The following is a 12,478-nucleotide window of genomic DNA, read 5'->3' as shown; positions in this document are numbered from 1 at the left end:
GGAAGAAAGCCGTGGCGAATGAAATTCATCTGCCGAATAAAAAAGGGGCATTCATGCGTTCGACCCTAGGCGTACTGCTTGCAGTACTGATCAGTCCATTGGCCCAAGCCGAGCTGATAGACGACATCAACGACCGCGGCGAACTGCGCATTGCCGTGCAGTCCGATACACCGCCCTATGTATTCAGGGAAAACGACCACCTCACGGGTTTCGAGATCGAGTTCGGGCAAATCCTGGCCAAGGAATTGGACCTGCGTGCCGAATTCATCGAAACGCCGGCTGAAGAAGTTCTGCCGGGCGTGGAGAGTGGCAAGTACGACATCACCTTGAATAAACAGAACACCAGTAAACAGTTGGACGTGAGCCAGCCTTATGGTGAGAAGAAACAGGTCATTCCGTTCCAGAAAGACAACCCGGCGTTCGAGAGCGCGGTGAACAACGCCCTGCAACGGATCAAGGACGATGGGCGCCTGGCAGAGCTGGAGCAGAAGTGGTTCAAGGGTACCCAGGAGACAGCTGCAGGCCAGTGAATGACCGGCTCTTTGTAGGAGCAGCCTTGCGCTGCGAAAGGGCCGGCAAGGCAGGAACGGGTGTTGCAGGTGCGGCCTCTTCGCAGCACAAGGCTGCTCCTACAGGTTCGCCAACGCTTGTTGTGCTTCATCCAGCTCAAGCTCGCTGAACACCAGCACCCCTTCCCGACGCAGCAGCGCCGTGGTCACGCCCTCCCCCGGCACCTTCACCCCGCTGAAGGTGCCATCGTAGGTCAGGCGATTACCACACGAAGGGCTGCCAGACTTGAGCACCGCGACGCGAATCCCGTGCCGGCGCACCAGCGCCAACGCCCGCTGAGCACCGGCCAGAAACGCGTCGCTGACGTCCTCACCCGTCACCGTCAGCACCTGTGCCTGGCCATCGAGCACCGCGCTGCCCTGCCCGCCTGGGATCTCCGCAGGCGGTCGCGGTGTGGGCAAGCCACCGGCCACTTCCGGGCACAAGGGCACTACCCGCCCTGCCGCCTGCCAGGCTTGCAACACCCCCGGATGGCCACTGGCGCGGCCGTCATAGCGCACCGGCTGCCCCAGCAGGCATGCGCTGACCAGCACCTTGGGCAACTCAGAACAGGTCATTGCCACGGCGCCGGAACCAGCCAGTCAACGACAGGCGCTCACGCCCGGCCGGCAATACCTCATGAGGCACATCGCCCGACAGGAACACCACCAGGCATCCGGCCACGGGCTGCACATCGTGCTCGACACCCTTGGCCAGGAACATGCGCAGCTGGCCGCCATCCTGCGGCTGCCAGTCTTCGTTCAAATAGAGCACTGCCGAAACCATGCGCCGGTCATCGTCACGAAAGCGGTCCAGATGGCGGCGATAGAACGCGCCCGGCGGGTACAGGGCAAAATGGCATTCGAACTCTTCAAGGCCCAGGAACAGCCCCTGGTTGATGGCCAGGCGCAGCTGGTCCATGGCCGCCAGGTACTGGTCGCAGGCAGCGGCCTGGCCGGGGTCGATCCACTGGATCTGATCACCGCGGATCGCCTCGCGGATCTCCTGTGAAGCCCCGCGGCCAACCCCTGCCGGGTTGAGTTCGCCTTCGGCGTCACGGCGCCGGCACTCGGCCGCCAGCGCGCGCACCAGGTCGCCAGGCAAAAAGAGCGCCTGCTGGGACCAGCCATGGGTGGCCAGATCGTCAACGACGGCCGCAAGCATCGGGTGTTCAGGGGAGATGTGCATGGCGCGCATCATATCCATTAGCCTTGCACTCGCACAGCGCCACTTGGCCGAGAAGCGCGCTGATATCTCGACAAACCGACGCTGGGCCAAGGACAATGGCAGCCTGCCGACAGGAGTCCTGAATGCGCCGTCTGTTTTCCCTGATTCTGCTGATGATCTGCACCATGCCTGTCTGGGCAGACAGCCTGGATCAACTGTACAAGGCCGCCGGCTGGCCCGACCAGCGCGCCCACTTCAACGATGCCCTGAGCGCCGCCCAGGAACGCTATCGCAACAGCCTGCCGCCTGCCGTCTACCAAGCGCTGGTCAACAACAGCAATCAGCGCTTCCAGGCCCAGGCCGTGGACCGTCGTGCCCAGGCGAAACTGCGCGCAACCCTGAGCAACCCTGCGCCAGCGCTGGCCTTCTTCCAGTCGCCGCTGGGCCGCAAGGTGGTGGCTGCCGAACTGCAGGCCACGCGCAAGGACCAGTTGGCCAAAAACGCCAAAGGCCTGCCGAAGGTCCAGGCCAGTGACGACCGCCTGTTGCTTATCGGCCACTTGGCCCAGGCGTTGCCCGCCCGCGAGGCCGGTGCAGAGGTCAGCCTGGCGATTGCCGGCGTCGCCGCCGACAGCCTCAGTTCGATGATCCCCGGCCTGTTTGGCGGCGGCCAGGCCCAGAGCCTGCTCGATGGCCAGCGCCAACGCCTGATGGGCCAGATCGGCGAGGACCTCAACAATACGCTGCTGTACGTGTACCGCGACTTGTCCGACGCCGAGCTGGAACAATTCGCCAACTTCGCCGAATCACCTGAGGGCAAGGCGTATTACCAGGCGGCACTGGCTGCCGTGCGCGCCGGCCTGGCGGTCGGCCAGAGTGCTGCCGACCTCAAGTGATCAGCCCAGGCGCTGGTCGATGAAGGTGAAGTAGCGCTGGCGAATGCCGGGCAGTTCATTGGCCAGGTGGTGCCGCGCCTCGGGCAGCATGAGTATTTGCGGCTCAGTGAACTTGGCCTTGAGCACCTCGAGGTTGTAGGGCCAGTCCACCGTGCCGTCCGCCTCACCCTGCACGATCAAGGGCCGCCGTGTGCTGCGTGGCGCGGCTTCTATGCGCTTGACCCAGGCGATCAGTGCGCCGACCCAGGCCGTGGGTAAACGACGCGGTTGCAGGGGGTCGGCCTCCAGAAACGCTAGGAAGGCCGGGTCGTTGGTGTTTTCGCTGAAGCGCCGTTCGATGCCGTTGACGAAATGGCGCAGCACGCAATAGCTGAGCTTCGACCAACGCCACGAGCTGGGCCGCACCAGCGGTGCGAGCAGGATCACCTGCCCATCGGCTGGGCTTTGCTCGCCCCGGTGCAACAGGTGGTCGACCACGATGGCGCCGCCCGTGCTTTGCCCGCACAAATGCCAAGGCCGCGGCAGGTCCAGCCTGCGCGCTTGCTCGAAGAGTGCATCGAGCACCTGCTGATACAGCGAAAAGTCGCTGATGCTGGCCCGCTCACCGCTGGAAAGGCCATGGCCGGGCAGGTCACAGCTGATCACTGCATAACCCTGGCCCAGTGCCCACTCGATCACATGCCGGTAAAGGCCCATGTGGTCGTAATAGCCATGCAGCAGGAACACCGTGGCCACCGGCTGCGGCGGCAGCCAGACTTGCCCGACCAACTCGAACCCGGCCGCTTGAAAACCACCCAGCCAACTGTGCACGGGCAGGTCCAGGCCATAAAAATGCTGGTAATCGCGCCCCTGCGCCGACAACGGCTGGCGATCGGTCAAGGGCGCGAGGCTGGCACGCAGAAGGTCGGGGAGCAAAGCGGCGGGCATCGGGTACATCCAGAGCGAAGCGAGTATTGATCTGTGATATTCAGCTCTAGCTGGCGTCGTGGCAAGCTTGCTCACCCTCGAACAACCAACACCTATCAAATTGTGGGAGCGGCCTTGTGTCGCGAAAGGGCCAATGACTCCTCATGAATAGCCGAATCATCAAAACATCGTGCACGGCAATCGCCCTACTGGTTGGCGTTGGCATTCTCTGGCAGGCCTACACCACCTTCCAGTCCCGCTACCTGCGCCCGTTCGACAACCAGGCCACCCTGTTCGACGGCAGCCAACTGCGCCTGCCCGCAGAACTGGCCGGCCCCGGGCCGATCCGTGTGGTGCACTTCTGGGACCCGGCCTGCCCGTGCAATGTCGGCAACCAGCAGCACCTGGCCGACCTGGTCAGCCACTTCGCAGGCGACGGCGTCAGCTTCCATGTGCTGCAAAAACCCGGCAGCCACGGCCAGTTGCCCGCGAACCTCAGCGCCCTCAAGCCCCTCGCCAGCCTGCCCGGCAGCGAACACCTACCCGCCTCTCCGGCCGTGGCCATCTGGGACCGACAAGGCCACCTCGCCTACTTCGGGCCTTACAGTGAGGGGGCGGTGTGCAACGCCAGCAACAGTTTCATCGAACCGATCCTCAAGGCGTTGATCGACAACCGCCAGGTGACGGCCTCCAACACCTTGGCGGTGGGTTGCTACTGCCCTTGGGCCGGCTGACGCACGCGCGCCGGGTTACCGACCACCACCGCACCCGCCGGCACATCGCGGGTGACCACACTGCCCGCGCCGACCACCGCGTTGTCGCCAAGGGTCACCCCCGGCAGGATGATCGCCCCGCCACCAATCCACACATTGTTGCCAATACTCACCGGCCTGCCGCTTTCCAGCCCGGTGCGCCGCAGCTCAGGGTCGAGTGGGTGGTCGGCGGTGTAGATCTGCACCGCCGGGCCAATCTGGCAATCGTCGCCGATGCGCACCGGCAGCACGTCGAGGATCACGCAGTTGAAGTTGATGAAGGTGTTGCGGCCAATGCTGATGTTGTAGCCATAGTCGCAATAGAACGGCGGGCGGATCACCGTGCCGTCGCCGGCCTGGCCGAAGTGCTCGGCGAGCAGGCCGTGACGTGCATCGTTGAGCAGCTCGAAACTGCTGTTGTAGCGCTGCATCCAGTGCTTGTTGGCAATTTGCTCGGCCTGCAGCTCGGGGCAGCCGGCATGGTAGAGCTGGCCTGCGAGCATTTTCTGTTTTTCGCTGAGGGACATGGAAACTCCTTTCGAGGGCTATGCTCTGTGCGCGAATCCGTCGATGATCGGACCACAGTTTCCGTTCGAATGCACAAGGAGTCTCGATGAAGCGCAGCCTGACCCTGTTGGCCGTGGTAATCGCCGTGGCCGCTGGCGCCGGATACGGGTACGTGCACGGCAAGCTGCCGCAACGCGAGGGCGAAGTGGCGATCGCCGGCCTGCAGGCGCCGGTCAGCGTGCGCTATGACAGCCGCGGCGTTCCGCACCTGCAGGCACAGAACGAACAGGACCTGTACCGCGCCCTCGGCTATGTGCACGCCCAGGACCGGTTGTTCCAGATGGAGATCATGCGCCGCCTGGCGCGCGGTGAGTTGGCCGAAGTGCTGGGCGAAAAACTCGTGCCCACCGACACCCTGTTCCGCAGCTTGCGTATTCGCGACCAAGCGGCGCTGATGGTGCAGCGGCTGGACCGCCAATCACCCGCCTGGCAGGCCCTGCAAGCCTACCTGGAGGGCATCAACAGCTGGCAGGCCAGCCACCCCAAGCCGATCGAGTTCGACCTGCTGGGCATCACCCCCCGCCCGTTCACCGCTGAAGACACCCTGAGCATCGCCGGTTACCTGGCCTACAGCTTCGCCGCCGCGTTCCGCACCGAGCCCGCGCTCACCTATATTCGCGACCAGCTCGGCCCGCAGTACCTGAACATCTTCGACCTTGGCTGGCAACCCGAAGGCGCCCTGGCCGCGCCGTTGGCGGCCGCCGACTGGCGCAGCCTGGAGGCACTTGCCCGGCTTAGCCACGACGCGTTGGGCGACGCGGGTATCCCGCAATTCGAAGGCAGCAACGCCTGGGCCGTCGCCGGCAGCCGCACCCGCAGCGGCAAGCCACTGCTGGCCGGTGACCCACACATCAGCTTCGCGGTACCGGCGGTGTGGTACGAGGCCGAATTGTCGGCCCCTGGGTTCAACTTGTATGGCTACTTCCAGGCGCTGAACCCCTTCGCGCTGCTCGGCCACAACCGCGACTTCGGCTGGAGCCTGACGATGTTCCAGAACGATGACGTCGACCTGATCGCCGAACGGACCAACCCCGAAAATACCGACCAAGTAATGATCGACGGTACCTGGCAAACCTTGGAAAAGACCGAGCAAACCCTCGCCGTCAAAGGCGAGGCGCCCGTCACCCTCAGCCTGCGCCGCTCGCCCCACGGCCCGATCGTCAACGAGGTATTGGGCGCTACCGCCGGGACCACGCCGGTGGCCATGTGGTGGGCGTTTCTGGAAACCGAAAACCCGATCCTCGACGGGTTCTACCAGCTCAACCGCGCCGACACCCTGGGCAAGATGCGCGAGGCGGCCGCCAAGGTTCAGGCGCCTGGGCTGAACTTCGTCTGGGCCAATGCCCGTGGCGATATCGGCTGGTGGGCTGCGGCACAACTGCCGATCCGCCCGGCGGGGGTCAACCCGACATTCATCCTCGATGGCGCCAGCCCACAGGCAGACAAGCTCGGTTTTTACCCCTTCAGCGCCAACCCGCAGCAAGAAAACCCCGCACGCGGCTACATCGTGTCGGCCAACTACCAGCCGCCCTCGGCCGTGCCGGTGCCGGGTTACTACAACCTGCCGGACCGTGGCCGCCAGCTCGACCGCCACCTGGCCAACCCTGACGTGAAATGGGATACCCAGAACAGCCAGGCCCTGCAGCTGGACACCGCCAGCGACCATGGCCCACGCACCCTTGCACCGCTGCTGGCGACGCTGCGCTCAGTGGCCGAAGGGGACGAGGAAAAGGAGCTGGTCGAGCAACTGGCAGCCTGGAGCGGTGACTACCCCCTGGACTCGATCAGCGCCACGTTGTTCAACCAGTTCCTCTATGAACTGGCGTTCGCGGCGCTGCATGACGAACTGGGCGACACCTGGTTCCCGGTGCTGATCAGCACCCGCGCCATCGATGCCGCGTTGCCTCGTTTGGCCGCCGATGCCGAGTCGCCATGGTGGAGCACGCGGGGAGCAAACGAACGCACCGACCGCACTGCGATCGTGCGCATCGCCTGGCAAAAAAGCGTGAAGCACCTGCGAGACACCCTGGGCAGCGACCCGGCCAGTTGGCAATGGGGCAAAGCCCATACCCTGACCCATAACCATCCGCTTGGCGTGAAGAAGCCGCTGAACCTGCTGTTCAACGTCGGCCCGTTCGCGGCGCCTGGCACGCATGAGGTGCCCAACAACCTGTCGGCGAAAATCGGGCCGGCACCTTGGCCGGTGACGTATGGCCCTTCCACACGCAGGCTGATCGACTTTGCCGATGCCGGGCAGGCCTTGACCAGTAACCCGGTCGGGCAAAGCGGGGTGCCGTTTGATAAGCACTATTCGGATCAGGCTGCGGGGTACATCGAGGGGCAGTACCAACGGGCGCAGATGGGGGTGATTCCGGCGCAGCGTACGCTCAGGCTGATTCCTGGAAAGTAGGAGCAGCCTTGCGCTGCGAAGAGGCCGGTGAAAACACTGTAAATTTCGGTGCAGTCACGGGCCTCTTCGCAGCACAAGGCTGCTCCTACAAAGGATTGCATCACGCGCACCAACAAAAACGCCGACGCAATGGCGTCGGCGTTTTCAGGCGCGGGGCTACGAACGGATCAGAACGCCGGCAGCACGGCACCGCTGTATTTCTTGGCGATGAACGCTTTCACTTCCGGGCTGGTCAGGGCTTTGGCCAGTTTCTGGATGGCGTCGCTGTCCTTGTTGTCCGGGCGGGCAACCAGGAAGTTGACGTACGGCGAGTCGGCGCCTTCGATCACCAGCGCGTCCTTGGCCGGGTTCAAGCCAGCTTCCAGGGCGTAGTTGGTGTTGATCATGTCCAGGTCAACCTGATCCAGCACACGCGGCAGCATGGCCGATTCCAGCTCGCGGAACTTCAGTTTCTTCGGGTTCTCGGCGATGTCTTTCGGGGTGGCCAGGGCGTTTTTCGGGTCTTTCAGGGTAATCAGGCCAGCCTTCTGCAACAGCAGCAGGGCGCGGCCGCTGTTGCTGCCTTCGTTAGGGATGGCAACGGTGGCGCCTTCTTTGAGCTCGCTCAGGTTCTTGACCTTCTTCGAGTAGCCACCGAACGGTTCGACGTGTACACCGACCACGGTTTCCAGGTGGGTGCCCTTGCCTTCGTTGAAGTTTTGCAGGTACGGCAGGGTCTGGAAGTAGTTGGCGTCCAGGCGTTTCTGGTCAACCTGCACGTTCGGCTGCACGTAGTCGGTGAAGACCTTGATCTGCAGGTCCACACCTTCTTTGGCGAGGGTCGGCTTGATCAGCTCGAGGATCTCGGCATGCGGCACCGGGGTGGCGGCAACCACCAGTTTCTCGGCGGCGTTGGCCAGGCCGGCGAACGACAGGGCAGCGGCCAGGGCAGTGGTCAGCAGGGTCTTCTTCATGGTGGTCCTTATTCTGAATCTGGGCCATCGGCGATGGCGAAGTCGTGTGCCCTGCCCCGTGTCGGGTGAGCGTGAAGCGGACAATACCGAGATTTCTTATGCCGCAACAATATCTTTTAATTCGCTGCTTATTCCAAAAACAAACTGCCATCACCGCCTTTGCTTATGAGCGCTGTCTAGCGCGCAGGGTTGGCCAGGTCGAGGTCCTCCGGCTGGATCTCTTCGCTGTCATTCACCAGCAAGGCGAAGTGGATGACGTTCTCCAGTTCGCGGGTGTTGCCGGGCCAGGCATGGGCTTCCAGCACCTGCTGGGCGGCGTCGCTGATCAGCGGCACCGAGCGCTGCAGGCGGGCGGTGTAGATACCCACGAAGTACTCGGCCAGCGGCAGGATATCGCCACGTCGCTCGCGCAACGGTGGCAGCTCCAACGCGCCCTCACGCAGGTACTGGTACAAGCGCTCATTGAACCTGCCGGCCTTCACCACCCGCGCCAGGTCGATGCTGGTCGCCGCCACCAGGCGCACATCCACAGGCTGAGGCTGCTGCGCGCCGACGCGCGTCACTTCACGGTTTTCCAGCGCGGCCAGCAGCTTGCCCTGAATTTCCAGCGGCAAGTCGGCAATCTCGTCCAGGTACAGCGTGCCGCCGTTGGCCGAGCCGAACCAGCCGGCGCGGCTGCTGGCGGTGCCGCCGTGGGTACCGGCGCTGTAGCCGAACAACTCGGCGTCGGCGTAGGTCGGGCTGATGGCCGCGCAGTTGACCGAGACGAACAGCCCGGCGCGGTCACTGGCGCGGTGAATCTGCCGTGCCAGCAACTCCTTGCCGGTGCCGGTCTCGCCACGAATCAACACCGGCAAGGGCTGCGGCGCCAGGCGTTCGAGGTCTTCGCGCAGCTGTTGCGAGCGCGGGTCGATGAACACCAAGGCCTTGGCACGAATGCTCAGTGGGCTCTTGTCCAGCTCGGGGAAGGTCAGCAGCGGCTGGCCAAACGGGTTTTGAAAAGTCATGAAAAACTCCCGCCCCAGGCCTTCGGTGGCCGGGCGTCAGGCAAACGGTAATCAGTAGGCGATCAGGCGCGGCGCAGTGCGCGTTGCTCCACCCGGCTCTGCAAGCGGTACAGATAGGCGAAGCCTTGTTCCCAACGCTCGTGGCCGGACTTGACGTTGATGTGCCCGGCGTTGGTCAGCAAGCCCGCTTCGGCCCCCCAGGCCTGGGCCAGGTGCAGCGCGCGCGGCACGCTTACCGCCGGGTCGTTGTCGGAGCTGACCACCTGGCTTGGGAACGGCAACGCCTGCATCGGAATCGGCGCGAAGTTGCGCAGTGCTGGCGCGCAGGTCGGCCGCTCGACATCCGCTGGCGCCACCAGCAATGCGCCACGTACCTGGCGCAGCAACGCCGGGCTGGCCTCGGCGGCCCAGTGGGCGACCGTGACGCAGCCCAGGCTGTGTGCGATGAGAATCACCGGCGAGCGTTCGGCGGCAATCGCCTGCTCCAGGGCCTGCACCCAATCGCGCCGCTGCGGGGTCAGCCAGTCGTGCTGCTCGACCCGGGCGCTATTGGGCAGGGTGCGTTGCCAGTGACTCTGCCAATGGTTGTCTGGCGATCCCTGCCAGCCCGGCACAATCAGGTAACGAATCGACTCATTGCGCATGGGGACGCCTCCAGTAAGTTTGCGTGCTTGGAGACCAGTATAGGGAGGGAGTTATATTCGTAAAGGAATAAGAAGCTATTTGTTAATAACCTAAAGGAATTTTGTTGGGGGGGGGCGAAGCGTTTGTTGCGAGGATGGGGGATGGCCACGGGGGGGCCTGGCTTGGGGGGTGTGGTGGGGCATATATCGAGCGCCGCCCGCGCGGCGCTTCGCGGGGCAAGCCCGCTCCCACATCTGTTTCGGGCCAATTATTCCTGAGGCATGGGCGCGCGGCCCTTCGGCGGCTGACACGATATCGAGTCGGACCAACAAGGCGGTCGCGCGCAAATGGCACAGGCATCACTGGCCCGAAACAGATGTGGGAGCGGGCTTGCCCCGCGAAGCGCCGCGCGGGCGGCGCTCGATCTAACAGGCGCTATACATTCACCGGCGATCACCTTTTAGCCAAAATACATATCCAACACGCAAAAAAAAGGGCCAACCCCTGCCAAGAGATGTGGCCCATAAGCTCTCAAAGAGAGTCACTTGCCTGAAGAGGATTGCCGAATCAGCGCGCGGTGATCACCGCCAGTTTGCTGATCCCCGCACGTTCAATCGCCGCCATGGCCCGCGCCACTTCGCCGTAGTTCACGCCATCATCGGCCTGCAACTGCACACGAACTTCCGCGTCCTTGGCCTTGGCCGCCTTGAGGTTGGTCTCCAGCAGGTCCGGCTGGATCTCGTCCTTGTTGATGAACAACTTGCCAGCCCCGTCGATGCTCACCACCAGCGGGTCTTTCTGCTCCACCGGTGCCACCGCCTCGGTCTTGGGCAGGTTGATGGGGATGGCGTTGGTCAGCAGCGGCGCAGTGACGATGAACACCACCAGCAGCACCAACATGACGTCCACCAACGGCGTGACGTTGATTTCACTGAGGACTTCGTCGCTGTCCTGGGTCGAAAAGGCCATATCAGGACGCCTCCTTCACCGGCTGGGTGAAACCGGCCTGGGCTTTGTGCACGGCAGGGTGCACCAGTACCCGGAAGGCACTCTTCTGCGCCAGGCTGTAGAAGTCATGGGCGAAGTCGTCCAGGTCTGCTGCGGTCAGCTTGAGGCGGCGCAGGAAGTAGTTGTAAACCAGCACCGCTGGCACCGCGACGGCGATACCCACCCCCGTGGCCACCAGTGCCGCGCCGATCGGCCCGGCCACGGTCTCGAGGCTGGCGGAACCTGCCGCACTGATGCCCTTGAGCGCTTCCATGATGCCCCACACGGTGCCAAACAAGCCGATGAAGGGCGAGGTACTGCCGATACTGGCGACCACCGCCAGGCCGGTTTCCAGCGAACGGCGCTCGCGGACGATCTGCTGGCGCAGGGCGCGTTCGAGGCGGTCCTGGTGGTTGATGGCGTGGCTCAGGTCGTTGGCCTGGGTGGTATCGCCGACGGCAATAGCGGCATAACCGGACTGCGCAACGCGGGCGGCCGGGCCAGGCAGCTCATGGCTGATTTCGGCGGCCGAGTCCAGGCTGGAGGCTGCCCAGAATTGCTGGTGGAAGCGTTTGTCCTGGTTCTTCAGCCGCACAAACTGCACGACCTTGACCAGGGCCAGGCCCCAGGTGACGACAGAGAAACCAACCAGCAGCCAGATGACTGCGCTTTCAACGGATTCGAGGGGGGATGCCAACAGGCTCATGATGATGTCTTCCTATGTTCTGCTGATTCTGTGAAATGCGTTAGCGAAGCTTGAAGTCGATTGGCACGCTGACCCAGCCGGTCTGGGCCACGTCGCCTTGCTTGGCGGGGACGAAGCTCCAGCGCTTGACGGCGGCCAGCGCAGCGGCGTCCAAGGCATCGCGGCCACTGCTCTTCTGCACCTGGATCTGCCCCGGCTTGCCACTGGGCAACACCTCGACGCGCAACAGCACGGTGCCTTCCCAGCCGCGGCGCTGGGCCATCTGCGGGTACTCCGGCGCCGGGTTCTTGAGGTACGCGGCGTTGGCTGAAGCCGGTGTCACCGGCGCCGGCGCGGGTGGCGCAGGGGCTGGCGGTGCCGGGGCTGCAACAGGTGCCGGTGGCGGTGCCTCGACCGGTTTCGGCTGCGGCTTGGGCGCCTGCTTGACCACAGGTTTAGGGATCGGTTTTGGCTTCGGTTTGGGCTTGGCGGCCAGCTCGTCGACTACCGGTGGCGGCGGCGGTGGCTCGACCACCGGCGGCGCGGGTGCCGGGGGTGGCGGCTCGACCACCGGCGGCGCAGGGGCGGCGAACTCGATGGTCATGGGTGGCACCTGCGGCGGCACCACGGGCAGCTCAGGCGTTGGTGCCTGGCTGACCCAGTAGGCGGCGGCGCCGTGCAGCGCCAGTACCAGCAGCGCCAACGCCAGCTTGTCGCGGCGCTTGAGGCCGCTGGCAGGCGTGCGTTGCAGGCGCTGCTGGCCAAGCGGAAGACGAAGCGTGCGTCCAAGCTCGACCAGGTCGCCCGGTGCCGGGCGCCATGGCTGGTCGTAGGCTCTGACGGCCGTCTGGACATTACCCATTGATCAAACTCCTGGGGTCTCGATTCAGGTGTGTGGCTGAATCATCGGGGCCAGAGGCTTATCTCTTAAAGTAATGTTTAAAATTATAGTTAGAACTTAATTGAATATTGTTT

14 protein-coding genes are annotated in these 12,478 nt (G+C 64.0%); 4 read left to right on the top strand and 10 right to left on the bottom strand.

What is annotated here, in order from left to right; translation table 11 throughout:
• Positions 1-53: 53 nt before the first annotated feature.
• Complete coding sequence (locus AB7M33_RS10170) at positions 54-530, top strand: transporter substrate-binding domain-containing protein (RefSeq protein ID WP_454242792.1); 477 nt, start codon at positions 54-56, stop codon at positions 528-530.
• A gap of 99 nt (positions 531-629) precedes the next feature.
• Here AB7M33_RS10170 and AB7M33_RS10165 read toward each other — a convergent pair whose 3' ends face one another.
• Both AB7M33_RS10165 and AB7M33_RS10160 read right to left on the bottom strand, forming a co-directional pair.
• Positions 630-1,127 carry a DUF523 domain-containing protein gene (locus tag AB7M33_RS10165; protein ID WP_454242791.1) on the bottom strand — a complete coding sequence of 166 codons (498 nt, stop codon included), beginning with the start codon at positions 1,125-1,127 and terminating at the stop codon, positions 630-632.
• Complete coding sequence (locus tag AB7M33_RS10160) at positions 1,114-1,746, bottom strand: 2OG-Fe(II) oxygenase (RefSeq protein WP_454244212.1); 633 nt, start codon at positions 1,744-1,746, stop codon at positions 1,114-1,116. Before AB7M33_RS10160 ends, AB7M33_RS10165 begins: the two co-directional genes overlap by 14 nt.
• Before the next feature lie 113 nt (positions 1,747-1,859).
• Between AB7M33_RS10160 and AB7M33_RS10155 the strand changes: the two genes are divergently transcribed.
• Complete coding sequence (locus tag AB7M33_RS10155; protein ID WP_027592279.1) at positions 1,860-2,612, top strand: DUF2059 domain-containing protein; 753 nt, start codon at positions 1,860-1,862, stop codon at positions 2,610-2,612.
• On the opposite strand, the gene AB7M33_RS10150 is transcribed toward AB7M33_RS10155, so the two are convergent.
• Positions 2,613-3,539 (bottom strand): alpha/beta hydrolase, encoded by a 927-nt coding sequence (locus AB7M33_RS10150; RefSeq protein WP_099430725.1) that lies wholly within the window; start codon positions 3,537-3,539, stop codon positions 2,613-2,615.
• Between the two features lie 143 nt (positions 3,540-3,682).
• On the opposite strand from AB7M33_RS10150, the gene AB7M33_RS10145 reads away from it, so the two are divergent.
• A complete protein-coding gene (locus AB7M33_RS10145) occupies positions 3,683-4,252 on the top strand; it encodes a DUF6436 domain-containing protein (protein WP_238217598.1) in 570 nt (189 codons plus the stop codon).
• Here the strand turns inward: AB7M33_RS10145 and AB7M33_RS10140 are convergent.
• Entirely contained in the window at positions 4,231-4,797 is a 567-nt protein-coding gene (locus AB7M33_RS10140; protein WP_238217596.1) for a sugar O-acetyltransferase, read from the bottom strand. The genes AB7M33_RS10145 and AB7M33_RS10140 overlap by 22 nt on opposite strands.
• Before the next feature lie 86 nt (positions 4,798-4,883).
• Here AB7M33_RS10140 and AB7M33_RS10135 point away from each other — a divergent pair, with 86 nt between their 5' ends.
• Positions 4,884-7,247, top strand: a complete 2,364-nt coding sequence (locus AB7M33_RS10135; protein WP_454242790.1) for a penicillin acylase family protein — start codon at positions 4,884-4,886, stop codon at positions 7,245-7,247.
• A gap of 167 nt (positions 7,248-7,414) precedes the next feature.
• On the opposite strand, the gene AB7M33_RS10130 is transcribed toward AB7M33_RS10135, so the two are convergent.
• From AB7M33_RS10130 to AB7M33_RS10105, 6 genes are all read right to left on the bottom strand, one after another.
• Positions 7,415-8,200, bottom strand: a complete 786-nt coding sequence (locus AB7M33_RS10130) for a MetQ/NlpA family ABC transporter substrate-binding protein (RefSeq protein ID WP_099430729.1) — start codon at positions 8,198-8,200, stop codon at positions 7,415-7,417.
• Positions 8,201-8,376: 176 nt separating this feature from the next.
• Entirely contained in the window at positions 8,377-9,207 is an 831-nt protein-coding gene (locus AB7M33_RS10125) for a sigma 54-interacting transcriptional regulator (RefSeq protein WP_085272209.1), read from the bottom strand.
• 62 nt (positions 9,208-9,269) lie between these two features.
• Positions 9,270-9,851 carry an alpha/beta hydrolase gene (locus tag AB7M33_RS10120; protein ID WP_027592268.1) on the bottom strand — a complete coding sequence of 194 codons (582 nt, stop codon included), beginning with the start codon at positions 9,849-9,851 and terminating at the stop codon, positions 9,270-9,272.
• A 547-nt stretch (positions 9,852-10,398) separates the two neighbouring features.
• On the bottom strand, positions 10,399-10,800 hold the full coding sequence (locus AB7M33_RS10115; RefSeq protein WP_027592267.1) for an ExbD/TolR family protein: 402 nt from the start codon (positions 10,798-10,800) through the stop codon (positions 10,399-10,401).
• A 1-nt stretch (position 10,801) separates the two neighbouring features.
• A complete protein-coding gene (locus tag AB7M33_RS10110) occupies positions 10,802-11,524 on the bottom strand; it encodes a MotA/TolQ/ExbB proton channel family protein (protein ID WP_099430730.1) in 723 nt (240 codons plus the stop codon).
• Positions 11,525-11,564: 40 nt separating this feature from the next.
• Positions 11,565-12,365, bottom strand: a complete 801-nt coding sequence (locus tag AB7M33_RS10105) for an energy transducer TonB (protein WP_099430731.1) — start codon at positions 12,363-12,365, stop codon at positions 11,565-11,567.
• Positions 12,366-12,478: the final 113 nt, after the last annotated feature.

Source organism: Pseudomonas sp. Y3 TE3536 (assembly GCF_053629175.1).
Note: the sequence above shows the minus strand (reverse complement) of the source record. Positions and strands in the feature narration are given on the sequence as shown.